Genomic DNA, 20,855 nt, shown 5'->3' on the forward strand with positions numbered 1-20,855 from the left:
GGTCCGGGCAACGGTGACCAACTGACCATTCGCTCGTTCTGCTGAACGTGCAGTCACAGGATGTCGCCCCGCGCCCCGCACCCGCCTCGGCCGACCCGGTCGTCGACATCGAGCGGGCCGAGGCCGCGCTCGTCGAGCACTACCCGCGCCTCGTCCGGCTCGCCTACCTGGTGCTGCCGCCGAGCCTCGGCCGCAACCGGCGCGTGGTGACCGCGCACTCCCTCACCCAGCGCGCGCTGCCGCGGGGCCGGGCGGCGGCGACGCCCGTGATCCCGGCCCAGTCGACCGGCCGCGACGGCGACCCCGGGTACGCCTTCCTGCGCCTGCAGGTCCTGCGTACGGCGCTGGAGGCGGGGCTGCCGCTGCGGCGCCTGGCCTGGCCCAAGCGCTCCCAGCTGCCGCCCCTGCTGCCCCAGGTGTGGGGCCTGCGCCTCTTCCCCCGGTCGGGCGGGGCCGACGAACTCGCCCTGGACCAGCAGTTGTCGGCGCTGTCCGGCCCGGCGCGGGCGGCCTACGTCCTGCGCGGCCTGGAAAAACTCAAGGACGGCGAGGTACGCGAGGTCCTGACGGCGGCCGGCGTCGAGGACGTGGACGACGCGCTCGACGAGGCCGAAGCCGTGGCCGCGCAGGACGCACTGCTCGACTCCCCCGAGTTCGACCCCTGCTCGCTGCAGGCACGCCCCACCGACCTGATGCGGCGCAGGCAGCACACGAAGGCCGCGTTCGCCGCCGGGGCCGCCCTCCTGGTGTGCGGGGCGCTGCTCGGCCTGCCCGGCGAGGGCTGGGGCCCGGACAGCGCCGCCGCCCCCTCGTACGCGCAGAACCCGGCCGCCGAGGCCGCCCTCGACCCGGCCCAGTTGACGAAGGTCCCCGCCCTGGCCTGGCAGTCCTCGGCCCGCACCGACTTCTCCGTGTGGCCCGCGCGCGGCGACCTCACCGACGACTCGGCCCTGCTGCGCCGCGCCCTCGCCGTCTGGGCCCGCCCCGGCGAGACGGTCGCGGTCTCGGCGACGCCCGGCACCCCGTCGGGCGGCCCGCCCGGGGCGCCGCAGCTGCTGTACGCCGGGACCGTCGACAACGCGCACGTGGTGATCCTCCACGACGGCCTGCGCATCGTCCGCTACGCCGAACCGAAGGAGGGCACGGCCGGCGCCGCCCTGGACTTCTCCCGGGTCGACGGCGCGACCAGGGGGGAGGCGAGCGCGGTGGTGCTGAGCCGGGCCGACGGCAACGTCCGCTATCTGGTGGCGCCCTGGGTGAAGAAGGCGGCCGAGCGGGATCTGCTCAAGCCGCGTACCGGGACGATGGATCTCACCCTGACCGACGGCATCACCTCGCCGCTGGCGAGCCCCGGCGCCCAGCAGGGCGGCACGTGCACGTCGTGGAACGTCCTGCAGCTGACCGACAGCACCGGCACCCGCCTGCTGACCGACCTCGCCGAGCTGGTCCCGGCCCGCCTCACCACCGGCCGTCCCGGGGCGGTCAAGGACGCGTCCGGCCCGGCGGCGCTGCGCACCTGGGCGCCGTACTCCTGCTGGCTGGGCCAGATGCGCTCCGCGGGCGTGCGCACGGTCAACGCCTGGGCGTTCGCGCGGCAGGCGCTGCCCGACGGGACCGGCTCGGCGGACTGGGTGTGCACGCGCGCCGAGACCTGGCGGGGTGGCGGAGAGCGGGTGCTGGCCCAGTTCCGGACGCCGGGCGCGACGCAGGCGGCGGTGGCCGCGAAGGGCGAGAACGTGTCGGCGTGCGGGGCGCGGGATCCGCATGTGCTGGCCGGGGTGTTGTGGAAGGCGAACACGGGCGGCTGGTATCTGCTGGCGGCGGGCGCCCGGGACACCGAGTCGATCCGCGCCACGGGCGGGGTCCGCGGCAGCTCCGAGGGCAGCCTGCTGACGGCACGGGCCGAGCAGGGCGCGCAGGCCGAGTTGAAGGGCACGCTGGAGAGCGGGCGCACGATCAGCGGGCTGCGGTGAGATCCGGTCCGGCGCCTTGCTGACAACCATGTGAACAAGAGCGTGCACGGGGGTTCACCGCGGGCTTACCCGTCAGTACATTGACGCCATGTCTAATACGCAGGACCGGGTGCCGCTCAAGGCCCGCAAGGTGTCCTTCTCCTGGGACGACACCCCGTTGCACTGGGTGCCCGGGGATCCGTTCACCACGCACACCATCAACGTGCTGCATCTGCTCCTGCCTGCCGGTGAGCGGTGGTTCGTGCACGTCTACAAGCAGGTGCTGCCGTACATCCGGGACGAGCGGCTGCGCGAGGACGTCATCGGGTTCATCGGGCAGGAGGCGATGCACTCGCAGGCCCATGACGAGGTGCTGCCGCACCTGCGGGAGCAGGGGCTCGATCCGACGCCGTACACCGCGCAGGTCGACTGGTTCTTCGAGAAGCTGCTCGGGGACCGCACCCTCCCGCCGGGCCGGGCGCGACGGTGGTGGCTGATGGAGCGGGTCGCCCTCATCGCGGCGATCGAGCACTACACGGCGTTCCTCGGCGACTGGGTGCTGAACGCCGGGGAGCTGGACCGCCGCGGTGCCGACCCGACCATGCTGGACCTGCTGCGCTGGCACGGCGCGGAGGAGGTCGAGCACCGGTCGGTCGCCTTCGAACTGTTCATGCACGTCGACGGCGGCTACGGGCGGCGGGCGCGGACCTGGGCCACCGCCTTCGCCACACTGGTGTTCCTCTGGCAGCGCGGGACACGGTTCTTCATGGAGAACGACCCGACGCTCGTCGACGCGAAGGCGAGTTTCAAGGAGTTCTACGCCCGCGGCCGGCGGGGTCTGCTGCCGACGGCCGGGGACATGGCACGGTCCATCCCCCGCTATCTGAGCCGGAGTTACCACCCCTCGCAGGAGGGCTGCACCGCGCAGGCCGTCGCGTATCTGGCCTCCTCCCCCGCCGCCATGGCCGCAGAGAAGGGCTCCTCCTGATGCCGAAGCCGCTGACCGTCGCGGTCGTCGCCGCTGCCGCGCTGCTCACCCGCAGGGCGATGCGCCGCCGTATCCGGGCCTCGCCGCTGTGGCCGTGGCCCGCGCTGGAGGAGCCGGTCTCCGGGCGGCCCCGGTCGCGGGCGCTGCGGCTGACGGTGACCTCCCGGGAGACCCTCGCCGAGGGGGTCGTACAACTCCGTCTGGAGGGGCACGACTTGCCGCGCTGGGAGCCCGGTGCGCATCTCGATCTCGTGCTGCCGTCGGGGCTGGTGCGGCAGTACTCACTGTGCGGGGACCCGGAGGATCGCTCGTCGTACACCGTGGCGACCAGGCTGGTCGCGGACGGGCGGGGCGGCTCGCGCGAGGTGCACGAGCGGATAGGGGAGGGGATGGAGCTGGAGGTGCGGGGGCCGCGGAACCGGTTCCCGCTCGTCGAGGCGTCGTCGTACGTGTTCGTCGCGGGCGGTATCGGGATCACCCCGGTGCTGCCGATGCTGCGGGCGCTGCCCGACGGTGTCGAGTGGCGGTTGCTGTACTGCGGGCGCGACCGCGCCTCGATGCCGTTCCTGGAGGAGGTCGGGAAGCTGAGGGGCGGGGACCGGGTGACCGTCGTGGAGGGGCGGCCGGATCTCGACGCGGTGCTCGCGGACGTGCCCGAGGGGGCCGCCGTCTACTGCTGTGGCCCGGAGGGGCTGATGGCAGCGGTGGAGGAGCGGTTCCCGCGGGTCCACCTGGAGCGGTTCGCGCCCCGCGCCTCGGGAGGTGGCGGTGCCTTCGAGGTCGAACTCCGGCGCAGCGGACGGACGTTGACGGTAGCGGGGGACTCGACCGTCCTGGCCGCCGTACGTGCCGAGCTGCCGAACACCGCGTACTCCTGCGAGCAGGGGTTCTGCGGGACCTGCCAACAGCGGGTACTGGAGGGCGAGGTGGACCACCGGGACGAACTGCTGACGGACGCGGAGCGGGCCGACTCCATGTTGATCTGTGTGTCGCGGGCGTCGCGGGGTGATCGACTCGTACTGGATATGTGAACACCGGCGGCCGGTCCGGACCGTTCGGGGCCGGATTCGATCGGTAAGGTGTTCGCATGACTACCGGGGTACGCCGAAGAATGGGAGTCGAAGAGCGACGGCAGCAGTTGATCGGCGTCGCCCTCGAACTGTTCAGCCAGCGCTCGCCCGACGATGTCTCCATCGACGAGATAGCGTCGGCGGCGGGCATCTCACGTCCACTGGTCTACCACTACTTCCCCGGCAAACTCAGCCTGTACGAAGCCGCGTTGAAGCGTGCCTCGGAGGAGCTCGCGGCCCGTTTCGTCGAACCGCGGGAGGGGCCGCTGGGGGCGCGGCTGCTGCGGGTGATGCGCCGGTACTTCGACTTCGTCGACGAGCACGGCCCCGGTTTCTCGGCGCTGATGCGCGGCGGCCCGGCGGTCGGCTCGACGGCGACGAACGCGCTCATCGACTCCGTACGGCAGGCCGCGTATGTCCAAATCCTTTCGCATCTGAAGGTGGAGGACCCGCCCGCGCGCCTGGAACTGATCGTCCGCTCCTGGATCTCGCTCGCCGAGTCGACGGCACTGATCTGGCTGGACGGACGGCGCATCCCGCGCGCCGAGCTGGAGGCCCAGCTGGTGCACGACTTCGCCGCACTGGCCGCCGTCAGCGCCGCCTACGACGAGGAGATGGGCGCGCTGCTGCGCCGCATGCTGAAAGAGGAGCCGACCGACGGCCCGTTCAGTGACCTGATCGCCCGGCTGATCTCACTGGCGTCCTAGCGTTCGAACTTGCGGTAGGAGGGGTCGAGGTCGCGTACCTCGGCGGAGGCGTGCAGAACGAACTCGTGCTGCTCCACGTGCTTGCGCAGCAGCTCCAGGACGGCCTCGGTCAGCTTCGCCTTCGTCTCCTCGGTGCGGCCGGCCAGCAGTCCGAGCGTGACATGCACGATCGCGTGGCCCTGCTCCTCGGGGTCCTCATAGCCGAACGCCGTGTACTCGCTCCGCCGGAACTGCGTCTTGCACGCCTCCGGCTTCGCCGCCGCGATCTCGACCGTGGCGGTGTGCAGCGCCCGCGCGAAACCCTCCCGGTCGAAGGCGTGGGCCAGTACGCCGGAATAGTCGACGGTGATCTGCGGCATGGGCACTCCTGTTCTACGGCATCTGGGCTCACCCTAACCGCAGCGCCAGCATCGCGATGTCGTCCTCCCGGCCCCGCCCGAAGCAGCCCAGCAGCGTGTCGCACAGCGCGTCGAGGCCGTCCGGTGCCTCGGCGGCGGCCTTGCGCAGCTGTTCCATGGAGGCGGCGAGGTCGATGCCGCGGGTCTCGATGAGGCCGTCGGTGACCATGAGCAGGCGGTCCCCCCGGGTCAGGACCAGCTCGCTGGGCTCGGGCCGGTCGAGGGCGAGCCCGAGCAGCGGACCGTCCACCGGGACGTACTCGGCGTCGCCCGCGTCCCGCACGATCAGCGGCGGAATGTGGCCCGCGTTGGCGATCCGGGTGCGCCCGGTGTCGGGGTCGACCAGGGCCAGGCAGACCGTGGCGGTGACATCGGGGTGGTACTGCAGAAGCATCCGGTCCAGCCGTGCCGCGAGCACGCCGGGGTCGCTCTCCTGCACGCAGTAGGCGCGCAGCGCGTGCCGGATCTCGACCATCACGGTGGCCGCGTCCAGCGAGTGCCCGACGACGTCCCCGACCGCGGTGAGTACCCCGACCTCGGTGCGCAGGGCGGCGTAGAAGTCCCCGCCGATCTCGGCCTGCCGGGACGCGGGCACGTACCGGACGACGACCTCCACACCGGGCAGCGCGGGCAGCCGGTACGGCTGGGGCAGGAAGCTGTGCTGCAGGGTGAGGGCGATGTCCCGCTCCGCCTGGTACATCAGCAGCGGCTCGGCGGCGAGCGCGGTGGCCTGGGCGAGCCGGGCGAGGAGGGCGTCGGCGGGGTCCTGCACGGGGAGCGGCGTGGCCGGCGGGAGCCGGGGCGTGAGTGCGTCGTACGCCGGGTGGTGTTCGGTGAGCGCCTCGGCCTGCGGGAGCCGGACCGCGAGGGCCTCGTACGCCGGTTCCGGTACGACGGCCGAGCGCATCGGCGTGACGACGCACACCGGTGTCCGGCCCTCCTTGGTGAGCGCCAGCACCAGGCGGGCGTCCTCCCGGACGCCGGGCCGGAAGAAACCGGCGGGCCACAGCGAGGCGGGCACGACGGTGCTGTGCACTCCGGTCCGCCCGTTCCGCTCCCGCGCGATCCGGGTGATCAGCCGTGCCGCCGCCACGTGCGGAGCGGCGTCGGGCAGGGTGGTGGGGGTTCCCGCCGGGCGGGCGAAGCCGTGGCTGCGGGGCAGGTGGAGGGAGCTCGGGGAGCTGCCCCAGTGCGGTTCGCCGTCCGCGCCGATGACGAACACGACGGCGGGCGTGCCGCTGAGCCGGGCCGCTCCAGCGGCGGCCGCGTCGGCCAGCTCCCCCAGGCAGCGCGCCGTCTGCACGGTGACGATGGCCTCGGACAGCAGCGTCAGCCGGTGCGCGAGCGCCTCGGCCGCGGTGCGCCGGCGCGCCCTGCGCACCGCGGCCTGGACGACGGCCTGGATCTCCCTGGGCTCGGCCGGCACGGTCAGGTAGGCGTCGGCGCCCACGTCGAGCCCCCGGCACCGGTCCCCCGCCTCCATGGCCGTGGCCGAGAAGTGGACGACGGGCAGCGCGGACGTGGACGGGCGGGCCTTGACCCGGCGGCACAGTTCGAAGCCGCTCATGTCCGGCAGCCCCACGTCGACGAGCGCCACGTCGGGCAGGGCGCCCGCGCGCAGCCGCAGGTCGAGTTCGCTCAGCGCCTCGCCCGCGCTCGCGACCGGCACGACATCGTGGCCGGCGCGACGCAGCACGGCGCCCATGGCGTAGCGGCTGGCCGAGACGTCGTCGACGACCATCACCGTCGAGCCGGACTGCCTGCCGTAACCGTCCATCGTCCGCAGCCTTCGGATACACGTGCATGGGGCGGGCCCGTGACCGGGCCCGCCCCACTCAAATTAGCGCCGCATCAATGGGCCCGTGCGAAGACGGCGACACTGCGCCCCGGAACGGCGAACGTGCCCGTTTTCTGCTCGTAGGACGCGGACTTGACGATAGGGTCCGCCCCTGAGGCCTGGACCGGATGCAGCTGGTAGCCCTCGCCGGCGAGCGAAGCGATGCGCTGCTCCTGCTTCTTAGGCGTCGCGTTGAAGACGACGACGAGGTCACCGAGCCGCATGGTGATCACGCCGGGCGTCTCGTCCTGGCCGGACAGCGGGAAGGACAGCTTCGCCTGTACCTGGTCGGCCGTGTCGAGGGAGAACGCGCCCTCCGTCGTACGGATCCGCAACAGGTCCTGGTACGCCGCGGAGGCGCCCTCGATCTGCCCGCAGCCGACCTGCACAGTGCTCAACAGGGGCTTGGCGTACGGCCACTTGGACGCGTTGTCGGCCGCCATCGGCAGTCCGCGTCCGAAGCCGTTGCCGTCGGCGCAGTTCCAGTGGATGGCGTTGAACCAGTCGCCGCTGTCGTAGGAGTTGCGGTCCAGCGACTTCGAGCGCAGCAGGTCGGTGCCGGCCTGGGAGAGGGCCGGGCCCTGCGAGAGGGTGGCCGTGGCCATGGCGAGGACCTGCATACGGGCGCGGTCGGCGGCGCTCGTGCCGGCGGGCAGCTTGTACGTCAGCGCGTCGAACAGCGACTCGTTGTCGTGCGCGTCGGCGTAGGCGAGGGCGTCGCCGGGCGCGTCCGCGTACCCGGCGGGCTGCCCGTTGTAGTCGACCTCGGCCCCGCTGACCTCCTTGCCACCGGTGTCGGTGAACCGGTACTGCGCGAGGTTGCCGGAGAGACCCACCTTGATCAGGTCCTGGTAGTGCAGCAGGCGGGCCTTCTGCTCGGCCGAAGTGCCGTTGTTCGTCGAGGAGTTGGGGTCGGTGTACAGCCCGGACGCGAAGCCCTGGACGCCGGGGTCCTCGTCGAAGGGCCCGCCGCCGCGTACGGCGTCACGCGCGCGGTCGGAGAAGGTGGCGATCCCCGTGCCCGCCATGTTCTTCTGCGTGGCCTGCACGAAGCGGGCGTCGTCGGCGACCTCACCGAAGTTCCAGCCCTCGCCGTACAGGATGATCTTCTTGCCGTCGACGCCGTCCTCGGCGAGGGTGAGCGCGTCGAGGGCCTTCCTGACCGCCAGGATGTTGGCCTTCGGGTGGTGGCCCATCAGGTCGAAGCGGAAGCCGTCGACCTTGTACTCCTTGGCCCAGGTGACGATCGAGTCGACGACCAGCTTGCCCATCATGGCGTTCTCGGTGGCCGTGTTGGCGCAGCAGGTGCTGTTCGCCACCGAGCCGTCGGCGAGGAGCCGCTGGTAGTAGCCGGGGACGATCCGGTCGAGGACGCTCGTCTGCGCCTGGCCGCTAGCGGCGGTGTGGTTGTAGACGACGTCCATGACGACCCGCAGGCCGTCGTCGTTCAGCGCCTTGACCATCTTGCGGAACTCGACCGTACGGCCCGTGCCGTCCGGGTCGGTGGCGTACGAGCCCTCGGGGACCGTGTAGTGGTACGGGTCGTAGCCCCAGTTGAAGGCATCCTTCGCGGCGATCTTCGCCACGCACTCCTGCTGCTTGTCGGAGTCGGCCGCGAAGGAGGCGAGGTCGCAGTCGGTGACCGCCTGGTCGGACTTCTTCTCGGGGATGGTGGCGATGTCGAAGGCGGGCAGGAGGTGGACGTACGACGTGCCCGACTTCGCCAGCTCACGCAGGTGCTTGGAGCCGTCGCTGTCCTTGTCGGTGAAGGCGAGGTAGGTGCCCCGGTTCCGGGCCGTCCTGTCGGCGACCGAGAAGTCCCGGATGTGCAGCTCCTGGATCTGGGCGTCGTTCAGCGGTACGGCCTTGGGCTTGCCGTACGAGGACCATCCGCTCGGCGCCAGGGACCGGTCGTCCAGGTCGACGACGAGGCTGCGCTCGGAGTCGGTGGTCAGGGCGACCGAGTAGGGGTCGGTGACCTTGTTGGTGACGACCTTCTGGACGCTGGGCGCCCAGACCCGCACGACGTACCGGTAGGGCTTGCCCTTCCAGGACCTGGGGCCGGTGACGGACCAGACGCCGGTGGCGGCGTCGCGCTTCATGGCGACGGTGGAGCCGCCGAGCTCCAGCTTCACGGACTGTGCCGTCGGCGCCCACACGGCCAGCGTGGGCCGGCCGCTCTTGTCGAAGGTCGGCCCGAGGTCGGCCTTGACCGCGCCGGGGTGGAGATCGTCGAGTACGCCGGCGATCTGGACGCCGGTCGCGGCGAGCACGGCGCCGTTCGCGGCCCGCTGGGAGGCGACGACCTGTCCGGTGAGGGCCTCGCGGACCCGGTCGCGGTCGCGCGGGTCGACGGTCCAGGCGGTGTAGTCCTTCAGGTGCGGGAACTTCGCCTTCTGGGCGTCGGTGAGGCTGGTCTTCGACAGCCGCAGCCAGCGCTCGTCGTCGCTGGTCAGCGCCCCGTCCTTCACGGCGATCGAGCCGTGGCGGCTGTAGAGCAGCTGGGTGGAGGCGGCGGCCTCGGAGCCGTTCCAGGCGAGCGTGTTCCGGTCGATCCAGACCGCCTTGGAGGTGCTCAGGTCGAGCGCGGCCGCGGAGCCCGCGGGCTGTGGGAGCAGGTACTTCTCCTGCCCGCTCAACAGCCACACCTCATGGCCGTTCGCCGTGAGGTCGAGCGACTGGTCGGTGGGCAGGTCCTTCTCGTCGCCCTTGTGGAGGATGTAGCTGAGACTGGTGGCACCTTCGGTGAGCGGTACCTCGAAGACTGCGCCATAGGCATCAGTCTTGACCGGCTTCAGCGGGTTCGACCAGTCGGTGGGGTTCGCGGCACCCGTCCAGACGTGCAGGCCCCAGCCGTCGTAGTTGCCATCGGCGCGGTGGTAGTGCAGGACGGCCTTGGTCTTGTCCGGGGCCGGGTAGTCGGCCGCCGGCTTCTCGGTCAGTACGTCCGTCTTGCCCTGCTCGATCCAGACCTCGCCGGTCTTGGTGACGTCGATCGTGCGGTCGGCGGAGACGTCCTTGTTGCCGTCCTTGTCGATGACGAGGAAGCCGACGTTCGAGGCGCCGGGCTTCAGCTTGACGTAGGCGAAGGCGCCGTAGGCGTCACGGCCGGTGAAGGGGTGGCTGTCCGGCCAGTTGGTGGACTCGCCGTCGGCGAGGTCGCCCCAGGCGTACAGGCCCCAGTTCGCGTAGTCGCCGTCGGTGCGCTTGTAGTGGACGACCGCGTAGTCGCGGGAGGCGGCGGAGGGGGTCTCGGGAGCGGGCGGGGTGCCGGTGGTGCTCCCGGCCGTCGCGCTCGCCGTGCGGCCGACGGAGTCGATCACGACCGCCTTGTAGCGCAGGGCGGTGCCGGCCGGTACGTCCTTGCCGATGGTCTGCGTGACCTTGTACGGGGCGTGGTCGGCCGAGCCCAGGGTCTTCCACTTGCCGCCTCCGACCTGGGCGGCGAAGACGACGCGGTTGAGCTGCCCGCCGTCGACGTCGGCGCCGATCTCCACCGTGCCGGTGGCGCCGGTGGCGGGGGCCTTGAGGGTGAGCGTCGGCTCGGTGGCGGGCTTGGCGGGCTTCCCGGCGGCCTTGAGGACGATCGCCGAGCCGGCCGGGACGGTGACGGTGAGCTTCTTGTCGGCGCCGGACCTGGCCTTCGCCCCCGTGCCGTAGATGCCCGTGTACGTCATGTCCGCGGAACCGACCGGGATCGTCGCCGTCTTGGCCTCGCCGGCGTTGTTGAAGGCGACGAGGTACTCGGTGCCCGACTTGGCGGCGGTGCGGGAGAAGGCGTAGATCCCGGCGCCGTCGGCGGCGTAGCGCTCGGTCTGGACGCCGTCGGCGAGGGCCGGGTTGGCCTTGCGGAGCTTGGCGAGAGCGCTGATATGCCGGTACAGCGGCGCGCTTGTGTCGTAGGCGTCGCTCGCGTGCGTGCGGTCGGTGCCGATCTCGTCGTCGTCGAGGTAGTCGGCCGTCTTCGACGCGAACATCGTCTGGCGGGCGTCCTTGTCGCCGCCGGCGCCGGTGAAGCCCTGCTCGTCGCCGTAGTAGACGACCGGGTTGCCGCGGCTGAGGAACATCAGCTCGCCTGCGAGCTTGTCCTTGGCGAGGATCTCCGCGTCCGTGGCCTTGGGGTTGTCCTGCTTCAGGAAGTACCCGATGCGGCCCATGTCGTGGTTGCCGAGGAAGGTGACCTGCTCGTAGGCGTTGGCCTTGTCGGTCGTGTACTTGTAGTCGTCGCCGAAGACGGAGGCCAGCTTCTTCGCGCTGCCGCCCTGGGAGGCGTACTGGCGTGCCGCCTCCTGGAAGGGGAAGTCGAGCGTGGCGTCGAGGCGGCCCTGGGTGACGTACGGGGAGGTGATGTTCGTGTCGGCGGAGTACACCTCGCCGAACATGAAGAAGTCGTCGCGGCCCCGCTGGGCGGCGTAGGAGTCCAGGGCCGTGGCCCACTGGGTCCAGAACTCCGTGTTGACGTGCTTCACGGTGTCGATCCGGAAGCCGTCGATGTCGAAGTCCCTGACCCAGCGCTGGTAGATCTTCTCCATGCCCCGCACGACCTCGGGACGCTCGGTCCACAGGTCGTCGAGGCCGCCGAAGTCGCCGTGCGTGGAGCTCTCACCGGCGAAGGTGGAGTCGCCGCGGTTGTGGTACATCGTCGGGTCGTTGAGCCACGACGGGACCTTGACGTTCTTCTTCGCGGCAGTGACGGTCGGCGTGCGGGGGAAGGAGTCGGCGTCCACCGCGGGGAACTCGGACTTCCCGTCCGCGTAGTCGGCGTCGTCGAAGGGCCGGCCGTCCTTGGTGAGGTACGGGAAGGCGCCCTTGGAGAGGTAGTCGTACGACTTCTCCTCGTAGTCGACGACGTCCGCGGTGTGGTTGGTGATGACGTCGAAGAAGACCTTCATGCCCTTGGCGTGGGCCTTGGAGATGAGGGTCTCGAGGTCCTTGTTCGTCCCGAAGTGCGGGTCGACCTGGGTGAAGTCCGTTATCCAGTAACCGTGGTAGGCGGCGGAGGCGTTGCTCCCCGTCCCCTGCACGGGCTGGTTCTTGAAGATCGGCGCCATCCAGATGGAGGTGGTGCCGAGGCCCTTGATGTAGTCGAGCCGCTTGGTCAGGCCCTTGAGGTCGCCGCCCTGGTAGAAGCCCTTGTCGGTGGGGTCGTAGCCGGTGGCGAGGCGGGAGCCGGTGAGGCCGCCCTTGTCGTTGCTCGCGTCGCCGTTGGCGAAACGGTCCGGCAGGACGAAGTAGAACTGCTCGCGGGTGGCGTCGTGCCGGGCCGGCTCGGCGGCGAGCCTGGCGTCGGACGGGGGCGGGGGCGGAGTGTCCGCCCGCGCCGCGAGAGGCTGGACGAGCGCTGCGGCCAGCGCGGTCACGGTGACCGCGGCGACCCGTCCGGCATGGGCGGTTCGGCGCCTCGACGGCGTCGGCCATCTCGGTATCACAGATGGACTCCTTGCGATTGCGGCTCTCTTGGGTCCGACCCCGCGTGACCGTATCGCCGTCGAAAGGTTTACAGCAAGAGGCTTGAAACCATCGGTAAGAACTTTCAGCTGGACCTTCAGCGGGCGGAGTTGGTCCGGGTCAGCAGGCCGAGCTTCCAGGGCAGGGTGTTGTAGGGGCCGGAGGCGGCCGGGTCCAGTCCCTGGCACAGGTACTGCAAGCGGCACCGATTGACGGTGAGCGTCTGGTCGCTGCCGGCGCGGATCATCTCGCCGTGGCTGATGCCGTTCGTCCAGGGCGTGCCGCTGAAGGTGACGTTGTTCGCCCGGGCGAACGGATTGGTCTCGGTGTCGGCCAGCGACGTCCAGGTGCCGGTGATGCCGTTCGCCCGCCAGGACCGGAAGTACCGCTTGCCGTTGCTGCCGATCGCCTCGACGAGCAGCAGGTAGGTGTTGGATCCGGCGAGCCGCCGGGGTCGGTGGGCTGGATGCCCGAGTCGATGCCGAGGCGCACGATGCTGAGCCCCGCGCCGGTGGTGCGGTTGAGGAGCAGGTCGAGGAGCTCGCGCTGTTTCTGGGCCGGTAAGCCCTGCGAGCCGCGCATGATGTCGGCCCGACCGAAGTACTCGGAGAAGCCGAAGCCGTCGATGGGCTGGTAGGTGGTGGAGGCGTTGACGTGCTGCATTCCCTCCATGGGAGCGCACCCATGGACAACAGGGAACGTAGGACGACACTCCGTGAGCGTCAATCCCACGTTCCCCAGGGGATGTTCAGCAGCTGGTCTTGCCGGCGTAGATCGCGAGCGCGGTGTTGGCGCCCAGCGTGGCGGTGAGCTGGCCGCTCGAGTTCACGGTCACCGTCGTGTTGTTCTGCACGTTGCAGTACGTGCCTGCCGCGAGGGACGTCTGGTACGTACGGCTCAGGCTGCTCGACTCGTGGCTGATGGCCACGAACCCCTTGCTGCCCCGCCCGAACGCGATCGCGTCGCCCCCGTTGTCCCACCAGTTGGTGACCGACTCGCCGCGGGTGGCGTTGCGGAAGGCGACCATGCGGATGATCTCCGGCCAGGCGTGCTGGCACTTCCAGCCGTCCTGCCAGCAGGCGGTCACCGAGCCGCCGTTGGGCGGTCCGGCGTCCGCGTCGGACCACTCGTAGCCGGAGTTGATGTCCGGGGCGCCGTAGGGGTAGGCCAGCATGAAGACGTTGGCGAGGGTGTAGTTCGCCCCGTCCTTGTAGTTCAAGGTGCTGCCGTTGCGCTCGGTGTCGTGGTTGTCGACGAAGACACCGGCGGCCGAGCTGCTCATGTAGCCCCAGCCCTCGCCGTAGTTCTTCAGATAGGCGAGGTTCTCGTTGTTGAAGACGCGCTTGAGGTCGTAGGCGTAGCGGAACTCCTGGACGTCGCCGTTGCCCGTGTACTCGGTCGGCTGGACGGCCTCTCCGCTGCCGTAGATGGCCTCCTGCTTCCAGTACACCGACGGGTTGGTCAGGCGGGACTTGATGTTGGCGAGGTCCGCCGCCGGGATGTGCTTGGCCGCGTCGATGCGGAAGCCGTCGACGCCGTAGCCGAGCAGAGTGTTCATGTATCCGGCGATCGTGGCGCGGACGTACTCCTCGCCGGTGTCCAGGTCGGCGAGGCCGACGAGTTCGCAGTTCTGGACATTGGCGCGGTTGGTGTAGTCGCTGATCGTGGCCGTGCAGTCGTTCATGTCGGCCGAGGAGTACAGGCCGGGGTAGTTGTACTTCGTGTACGACGATCCGCCGGTGCCGGTGCCACTGCCCGCGGACATGTGGTTGATGACGGTGTCGGCGACGACCTTCACACCGGCGTTGTGGCAGGTGTTCACCATGTTCTGGAAGGCGGTGGCGTCGCCGAGGCGGGCGGCGATCTTGTAGCTCACGGGCTGGTACGAGGTCCACCACTGCGAGCCCTGGATGTGCTCGGCGGGCGGGGAGACCTGGACGTAGCCGTAGCCGGCCGGGCCGAGGGTGTTGGTGCACTCCTTGGCGACCGAGGCGAAGTTCCACTCGAACATCACCGCGGTGACGTCCTTGGTGCCGGGCGGGGAGGCATACGCGGTGCCGCCGGGGACCATGACGGCTGCGGCTGCGGCGAGTGCGGTCAGGGCCGCGGGCGCGGTACGGCGCTTCGAGGGCGTCGGCCATCTCGATATCACGGGTGAACTCCTTGCGATTGCGGCTCAGTCGGATCCCCCCTGCGCCGCGGCACGGCGTCGTTGCCGGGCGTCGGCGCGAACGTACCGCTAACGAAAGCTTTACAGCAAGAGGTTTGAAATTCACAGAAAGAACTTTCACCGGCTGCCTTGACGTGCCTTCACAACTGCCCCACGCTCACGGGTAGTTGAATCGCAGACCTCCATAGACCGTCGTAGACCTCCGACGACTTGTGTCGGGCTGGGGTCCGACTTCCTTTCCGGAGCCGCACTTGAAGCGCAGACCGCACTCCCCGGGCTTCTTCCGCCGCGCCGCGACCGCCGCGGCCGCGGGTGCGCTCGCACTGGCCGGGGCCGTGGCCCTGCCCGCGCCCCTGGCGCAGGCGGACGCCACGACCTCGGGCGATGTGATCGCCAACCTCTGGTCCTACAACTGGGACTCGGTCGCCGCCGAGTGCACCGACGTACTCGGACCGAACGGATACGGCGCGGTGTGGGTCGCACCGCCGGCGGAGTCGTTGAAGCAGACGAACTACTACTGGTGGGATGTCTACCAGCCCTACTCGTACGACCTGAACGGCCGTTTCGGGACGGCGGCGCAGTTCGCGTCGATGGTGGACGCCTGCCACGACGCGGGCGTGAAGGTATACACGGACGCGGTGATCAACCACACCGCCGCCCAGACCGGCACCGGCTACCACGGCACGACGATCACCAACAAGTACGACACCCCCGACTGGGACCCGGACGACTTCCACACGTCCGCCGAGTGCGCCGACTCCGACCTGATCATCGACGACTGGTCGAACCTCACCGAGATCCAGAACTGCGAACTGCTCGGCCTGCCCGACCTGGAGACCGAGGACGACGACGTCCGCTCGGGCATCGCGGCCTACCTCAACAAGCAGATCGCAGTCGGCGTGGACGGTTTCCGGATCGACGCGGCCAAGCACATGCCGGTCGGCGACCTCAACGCGATCCGGGCGAAGCTGGACGACACGACCTCGGGTGCGGAGCCGTACATCTTCCAGGAGGTGTACCCGGGTGCGACGCCGGCCGCCTCCGACTACTACTCCGCGGGTGACGTCCTGGACTTCACGTACGCGAGCCGGGTGAAGTCGGCGTTCCAGGGGAACGTGAGCGACCTGGAGTCGCTGCCGTCCTCGGGTGTGCTGACCCCCGCCAACTCGGTGTCCTTCGTGACCAACCACGACACCGAGCGCAACGGCCTGCACATGAGCTACAAGGACGGTGACACCTACCGGCTCGCCAACGTCTTCCAGCTCGCCTACAAGTGGTCGACCCCGACGGTCTACTCGGGCTTCGAGTTCTCGTCGTCCGACCAGGCACCGCCGAACTCGAACGGCTTCGTGACGGACACGGACTGCGCCGGCGGCTGGTACTGCCTCCAGCGCGACGCCGCCGTCACCGGCATGGTGAAGTGGCACAACGCGGCCGGCTCGGAGGCGGTGACGAACTGGTCGAGCAAGTCGTCGAGCGTGATCGGCTTCGGGCGTGGGAGCGCCGGCTACGTCGCGATCAACAACGGCTCGTCCTCGGCGACGTACACCTTCACGACGGGGATGGCCGACGGCACGTACCCGAACGTCATCGACAACGGCGCGACGACGGTGACGGTCTCCGGCGGCAACGCCACCCTCACGATCCCCGCGAAGAGCGCGATCGCCTTCTACGACGGTGAGTTCACGCCGTGCGGCACCTCCTGCGAGGAGCCGGACGACGGTACCTCGACGGTGACGGCCACCTTCAGCGAGTACGCGCCCACCACGACCGGCCAGGACGTCTACGTGGTCGGCTCGATCGCGGCGCTCGGCGGCTGGGACACCTCGAAGGCGGTGAAGCTGTCGTCGGCCGGCTACCCGATCTGGTCCGGCCAGGTGAGTGTGCCGATCAATACGTCGTTCGAGTTCAAGTATCTGAAGAAGGACAGCTCGGGCAAGGTCACCTGGGAGTCCAGCGCCAACAGATCGGCGGCCACGACGACTTCGGCGATCAGCCTCACCAACTCCTGGAACGTGGCGAACGCCAACGCCACCGACGTCACCTTCAACGTCACCGCCACGACCGACTGGCGCACCAACGTCTACGTCGTCGGCTCCCTCGCCTCCCTCGGATCCTGGAACCCGGCCGACGCGATCCCGCTGTCGTCGGCGTCGTACCCGACGTGGAGCAAGTCGGTGATCGTCCCGAAGAGCACGTCCTTCGAGTACAAGTTCATCAAGAGAAACAGCTCCGGGACGGTGACCTGGGAGTCCGGCACGAACCGCGCGTACACGGCGGGCAGTTCCTCGGGCTACGCGACCACCGACACCTGGAAGTAGCCGACCGGCCCGACGGCCTGTGGCCCACCACCGCGTGCGCGGGGTGGGCCACAGGCCGTTGTCCGGGACGGTCCGGGAGCGTCAGGCCGCCGTCCACCACACCGTCGTGTCCGCCGGGACCTTCGTCTCGCCGTCCGCCTCGGTGATCTCGCCGCTGGTGAGCAGCACGCGGCCGTGGGACGGGAGCGTCACGGACTCGCCGGTGGTGTTCGCGACGCAGACGAACTCGCCGCGGCGGAAGGCCAGCACACCCTCGGGTGCGCGCAGCCACTCCACCGACTCGCCGGCGCCGAGGTCGGGCTGCTCGCGGCGGAGGGCGAGCGCGGAGCGGTACAGCTCCAGCGTGGAGTCTGCGTCGCCGGTCTGCGCCTCGACGCTCAGCTCGCCCCAGCCCTCCGGCTGCGGCAGCCAGCTCCCGCCGGCGCCGAAGCCGTACGACGAGCCCTCGCGCGTCCACGGGATCGGCACCCGGCAGCCGTCGCGGAAGCCGTCCTGGCCCTCGCCCCGGAAGTACGCCGGGTCCTGGCGGACCTCGTCGGGGAGGTCGACGACGTCCGGCAGGCCGAGCTCCTCGCCCTGGTAGACGTACGCCGAACCCGGCAGCGCGAGCATGAGGAGGGTGGCGGCGCGGGCGCGGCGCAGGCCCAGGGCGCGGTCGCCGGCCGTGCGGATCTGGGTGCCGAGGCCGGGCGGGTTGGCGAAGCGCGTCGCGTGGCGGGTGACATCGTGGTTGGACAGGACCCACGTCGCGGGGGCGCCGACCGGGCGCATCGCCTCCAGGGTGCGGTCGACGACCTTGCGGAGCTCCGCCGCGTCCCACTCCGTCGACAGGTACTGGAAGTTGAAGGCCTGGTGCAGCTCGTCCGGGCGGACGTAGTTCGCGGTGCGCTCGACGGTCGGGGTCCACGCCTCGGCCACGAAGATGCGCTCACCCGCGTACTCGTCGAGGATCGTGCGCCACTGGCGGTAGATGGCGTGCACGCCGTCCTGGTCGAAGAACGGCATGACATCGTTGCCCAGCAGCTTGAGCTGTTCGTGGGATCCGAGGTCCGGCAGGCCTTCTGCCTTCACCAGGCCGTGGGCGACGTCGATACGGAAGCCGTCGACGCCCATGTCGAGCCAGAAGCGGAGGATCGAGCGGAACTCGTCTCCCACCGCCGGGTGCTCCCAGTTGAAGTCGGGCTGCTCGGGGGCGAAGAGGTGCAGGTACCACTCGCCGGGGGTGCCGTCGGGCTCGGTGACCCGCGTCCACGCCGGGCCGCCGAAGATCGACTCCCAGTCGTTGGGCGGCAGTTCGCCGTCCGTGCCCTTGCCGGGGCGGAAGTGGTAGCGGTCCCGCAGCGGGGATCCAGGGCCGTCCGCGACCGCCCGCTTGAACCACTCGTGCTGGTCGGAGGAGTGGTTGGGGACCAGGTCGACGATGATCCTGAGCCCGAGCTCGTGGGCGTCGCGGATCAGCGCGTCCGCGTCGAGCAGGTTGCCGAACATCGGGTCGACGGCCCGGTAGTCGGCGACGTCGTAGCCGGCGTCGGCCTGCGGGGAGGCGTAGAAGGGGCTGAGCCACACGGCGTCCACACCGAGGTCGCGCAGGTACGGCAGGCGGGAGCGTACGCCTTCCAGGTCGCCCATGCCGTCGCCGTTGCTGTCGGCGAAGCTGCGCGGATAGACCTGGTAGATCACCGCGTCCCGCCACCAGTCGCTGCGCTTGGCGACGGTGACGACGGCCGCTGCGGAGGTGGGGGTCGGGGCCGGGGCTGCGGAGTGCTGGCTCATGGCGTCCTTGGTACGTAACGGAGTTCGAGTCACGGATGAATTGTGCGGCTTGCAGGTTTTCGGCGGTTTACGGAAGCCCGGGGTTCTTCGGCATACGGATGTGAGGCGGCCGCGGTGACAGCGGGGTCGGATGGGCACCGCGCCCCCCACCCGCGCGACGAGGCGCGCGGGAGTCTTGGTGAGCCCTGGGCTCAGCCCTTCGTGCCGCCCGCGGTAAGCCCGGTCACCAGGTTCTTCTGCACGAAGTAGAAGAACGCGGAAACCGGTATGGCAACCAACACCGCCGTGGCAGCCATCAGGTTGCGCTGCGCGTCGTGCTCGCTGACGAAGGTCTGCAGACCGACCGCGAACGTGTACTTCGTGTCGGACAGCATGAACGTCGACGCGAACGCGACCTCGCCGAAGGCCGTGAGGAAGCTGTAGAACGCGGCGACCGCCAGGCCCGGCTTGGCGAGCGGCAGGATCAGCCGCGCGAACGTGCCGAAGGGGGACAGCCCGTCGACGCGCCCCGCCTCGTCGATCTCGAACGGGATCGTGTCGAAGTACCCCTTCATCAGCCAGGCACAGTACGGCACGGTTGTCGTGCAGTACACGAGGACGAGGCCAAGGTAGCTGTCGATGAGCTGGAGCTCGGACAGGATCTGGTACATCGGCACCATGAGGACGGCGACCGGGAACATCTGGGTCACCAACAGGACCCACATGAACTTCTTGTAGCCCGGAAAGCGCATCCGCGAGACCGCGTAGCCGGTGGTGGCGGCGATGACGACGCCGATGAGCGTGGTGCCCAGCGTGACGATGAGTGTGCTCGTCAGCCAGTCGAAGAACTTGGTCTCCTGAAGGACGAACGTGTAGTTGTCCAGGGTCATCTTTCCCCAGATGCCGCCGGGGTGGAGGTAGTCGTCCTTGTCCGGGCCGAGGGACAGGAAGAGCAGCCAGGCGACGGGGAAGAGCGCGATCAGGCTCGCCACGACGAGGATGCCGTGTGAGACGAGCGCCGTGCCACGACGGCGCACCTTGCGCGGGGTTGCAGTAGGCACGGAGTCCTGCTTGTTCACCGGGGCCTCGACAGTGGTGGTACTCATGGGGGCTCCTGCCTCAGATCGCGAGCTGCTGGTCGTTGCGGTTCAGCCAGCGGCGGTAGAAGGAGGTGAAGACGATCAGGATGGCCAGCAGCAGCATGCCGTAGGCGGCCGACTGTGCGAAGTCACGTGGCTGCTGTCCGAAACCGAGGCGGTAGGCCCAGGTGACGAGGATGTCAGCGTCCGGGGCGGTCTTGCCGAACAGCAGGAAGATGATCGCGAACTGGTTGAAGGTCCAGATGATGCCGAGCAGTACGACGGTGGAGCTCACGGACCGCAGGCCCGGCAGGGTGACGTACCGGAACTGCTGCCACCTGCTCGCGCCGTCCATCTCGGCGGCCTCGTACAGCGAGGAGTCGATGGACTGCAGGCCGCCGAGCAGCGACAGCATCATGAACGGCACACCGCACCAGGTGTTGACCATGACCGCGGCGAACCGCTGCCAGAAGGTGTCCTCCAGCCACAGCGGGGCCGGCAGGTGGAGTGTCTCCAGGAAGGAGTTCACGACGCCGCCGTCGGCGAGCATGATCCGCCAGCCGAAGACGGTGACGAAGGTCGGCACGGCCCACGGCAGGATGAGGATCAGCCGGTACAGGGTGCGCCCGCGCAGCTTCTGGTTGAGCAGCAGGGCGAGTCCGAGGCCGATCGTGTAGTGGAGGGTGACGCAGGCCGCCGTCCACACCACCGTCCAGATGAAGTGCGACCAGAAGCGGTCGTACGCCGTCTCGCCCCAGAGGATGTCGGCGTAGTTGTCGAAGCCGATGAACTTGTAGGTGGCCTCGATCTCGTTGACGCCGATGGTGCGGGCGCTGTTGAGACTGTTGGCGTCGGTGAGGGTGAGGTAGAAGCCGTACACCAGGGGGTACGCGACGAGCACGCCGAGGACGACCACCACGGGGGCGATCATCGCGTAGGCGTACCAGTGCTTCTGGTAGCCGTGCTTCAGGCGCTGGCCGAGCCCGCGGCGTGGCCCGCGTTCTCCTCGGGTCTTCCCGGTCGCGCGGTCGATGGCGACTGTCATGGTTCGACAACCTTCATGAGGATCGACAGATCAGGGTGTACGGCGCACAGCCGGTGGCCGCCGGATCCTTCCCCCCATGATCAGGAGG

Annotated in this window: 12 protein-coding genes and 1 pseudogene; 5 read left to right on the forward strand and 8 right to left on the reverse strand. The window is 69.8% G+C overall.

The features are described from left to right. Window positions 1-47: 47 nt before the first annotated feature. From AB5J49_RS13355 to AB5J49_RS13370, 4 genes are all read left to right on the forward strand, one after another. Complete coding sequence (locus tag AB5J49_RS13355; RefSeq protein ID WP_369168833.1) at window positions 48-1,973, forward strand: hypothetical protein; 1,926 nt, start codon at window positions 48-50, stop codon at window positions 1,971-1,973. An 88-nt stretch (window positions 1,974-2,061) separates the two neighbouring features. Continuing rightward, the gene (locus AB5J49_RS13360; RefSeq protein ID WP_369168834.1) at window positions 2,062-2,940 is read left to right on the forward strand and encodes a metal-dependent hydrolase; all 879 of its coding nucleotides are present in this window, start codon (window positions 2,062-2,064) and stop codon (window positions 2,938-2,940) included. Beyond that, complete coding sequence (locus AB5J49_RS13365) at window positions 2,940-3,971, forward strand: 2Fe-2S iron-sulfur cluster-binding protein (protein WP_369168835.1); 1,032 nt, start codon at window positions 2,940-2,942, stop codon at window positions 3,969-3,971. Before AB5J49_RS13360 ends, AB5J49_RS13365 begins: the two co-directional genes overlap by 1 nt. A 56-nt stretch (window positions 3,972-4,027) precedes the next feature. Next, a complete protein-coding gene (locus tag AB5J49_RS13370) occupies window positions 4,028-4,717 on the forward strand; it encodes a TetR/AcrR family transcriptional regulator (RefSeq protein ID WP_369168837.1) in 690 nt (229 codons plus the stop codon). On the opposite strand, the gene AB5J49_RS13375 is transcribed toward AB5J49_RS13370, so the two are convergent. From AB5J49_RS13375 to AB5J49_RS13395, 5 genes and pseudogenes are all read right to left on the reverse strand, one after another. Then, on the reverse strand, window positions 4,714-5,076 hold the full coding sequence (locus AB5J49_RS13375) for a 5-carboxymethyl-2-hydroxymuconate Delta-isomerase (RefSeq protein ID WP_369168838.1): 363 nt from the start codon (window positions 5,074-5,076) through the stop codon (window positions 4,714-4,716). The genes AB5J49_RS13370 and AB5J49_RS13375 overlap by 4 nt on opposite strands. Window positions 5,077-5,104: 28 nt before the next feature. Beyond that, complete coding sequence (locus AB5J49_RS13380) at window positions 5,105-6,892, reverse strand: SpoIIE family protein phosphatase (RefSeq protein WP_369168839.1); 1,788 nt, start codon at window positions 6,890-6,892, stop codon at window positions 5,105-5,107. A 74-nt stretch (window positions 6,893-6,966) separates the two neighbouring features. Next, the gene (gene pulA, locus AB5J49_RS13385) at window positions 6,967-12,381 is read right to left on the reverse strand and encodes a pullulanase-type alpha-1,6-glucosidase (protein WP_369168840.1); all 5,415 of its coding nucleotides are present in this window, start codon (window positions 12,379-12,381) and stop codon (window positions 6,967-6,969) included. Between the two features lie 116 nt (window positions 12,382-12,497). Continuing rightward, window positions 12,498-12,848: pseudogene (locus AB5J49_RS13390) on the reverse strand (non-reducing end alpha-L-arabinofuranosidase family hydrolase); the annotation flags it as partial. A 300-nt stretch (window positions 12,849-13,148) separates the two neighbouring features. Then, complete coding sequence (locus tag AB5J49_RS13395) at window positions 13,149-14,471, reverse strand: alpha-amylase family protein (RefSeq protein WP_369175124.1); 1,323 nt, start codon at window positions 14,469-14,471, stop codon at window positions 13,149-13,151. Between the two features lie 350 nt (window positions 14,472-14,821). On the opposite strand from AB5J49_RS13395, the gene AB5J49_RS13400 reads away from it, so the two are divergent. Then, complete coding sequence (locus tag AB5J49_RS13400) at window positions 14,822-16,891, forward strand: carbohydrate-binding module family 20 domain-containing protein (RefSeq protein ID WP_369168842.1); 2,070 nt, start codon at window positions 14,822-14,824, stop codon at window positions 16,889-16,891. A gap of 81 nt (window positions 16,892-16,972) precedes the next feature. On the opposite strand, the gene AB5J49_RS13405 is transcribed toward AB5J49_RS13400, so the two are convergent. The 3 genes from AB5J49_RS13405 to AB5J49_RS13415 form a co-directional block, all read right to left on the reverse strand. Beyond that, entirely contained in the window at window positions 16,973-18,664 is a 1,692-nt protein-coding gene (locus tag AB5J49_RS13405; RefSeq protein WP_369168843.1) for a glycoside hydrolase family 13 protein, read from the reverse strand. Between the two features lie 191 nt (window positions 18,665-18,855). Then, the gene (locus AB5J49_RS13410) at window positions 18,856-19,749 is read right to left on the reverse strand and encodes a sugar ABC transporter permease (protein ID WP_369168844.1); all 894 of its coding nucleotides are present in this window, start codon (window positions 19,747-19,749) and stop codon (window positions 18,856-18,858) included. Window positions 19,750-19,762: 13 nt separating this feature from the next. Then, window positions 19,763-20,767 (reverse strand): carbohydrate ABC transporter permease, encoded by a 1,005-nt coding sequence (locus tag AB5J49_RS13415; protein WP_369168845.1) that lies wholly within the window; start codon window positions 20,765-20,767, stop codon window positions 19,763-19,765. Window positions 20,768-20,855 lie beyond the last annotated feature (88 nt).

Source organism: Streptomyces sp. R28, assembly GCF_041052385.1.
Classification (GTDB): Bacteria; Actinomycetota; Actinomycetes; order Streptomycetales; family Streptomycetaceae; genus Streptomyces.

What these genes read in the sequence shown, in the direction of transcription:
- AB5J49_RS13380 (WP_369168839.1), bottom strand. Translation starts at nt 6,892, where the DNA reads ATGGACGGTTACGGCAGGCAGTCCGGCTCGACGGTGATGGTCGTCGAC.
- AB5J49_RS13365 (WP_369168835.1), top strand. Translation starts at nt 2,940, where the DNA reads ATGCCGAAGCCGCTGACCGTCGCGGTCGTCGCCGCTGCCGCGCTGCTC.
- AB5J49_RS13375 (WP_369168838.1), bottom strand. Translation starts at nt 5,076, where the DNA reads ATGCCGCAGATCACCGTCGACTATTCCGGCGTACTGGCCCACGCCTTC.
- AB5J49_RS13360 (WP_369168834.1), top strand. Translation starts at nt 2,062, where the DNA reads ATGTCTAATACGCAGGACCGGGTGCCGCTCAAGGCCCGCAAGGTGTCC.
- AB5J49_RS13410 (WP_369168844.1), bottom strand. Translation starts at nt 19,749, where the DNA reads ATGAGTACCACCACTGTCGAGGCCCCGGTGAACAAGCAGGACTCCGTG.
- AB5J49_RS13415 (WP_369168845.1), bottom strand. Translation starts at nt 20,767, where the DNA reads ATGACAGTCGCCATCGACCGCGCGACCGGGAAGACCCGAGGAGAACGC.
- AB5J49_RS13370 (WP_369168837.1), top strand. Translation starts at nt 4,028, where the DNA reads ATGACTACCGGGGTACGCCGAAGAATGGGAGTCGAAGAGCGACGGCAG.
- AB5J49_RS13395 (WP_369175124.1), bottom strand. Translation starts at nt 14,471, where the DNA reads ATGGTCCCCGGCGGCACCGCGTATGCCTCCCCGCCCGGCACCAAGGAC.
- AB5J49_RS13405 (WP_369168843.1), bottom strand. Translation starts at nt 18,664, where the DNA reads ATGAGCCAGCACTCCGCAGCCCCGGCCCCGACCCCCACCTCCGCAGCG.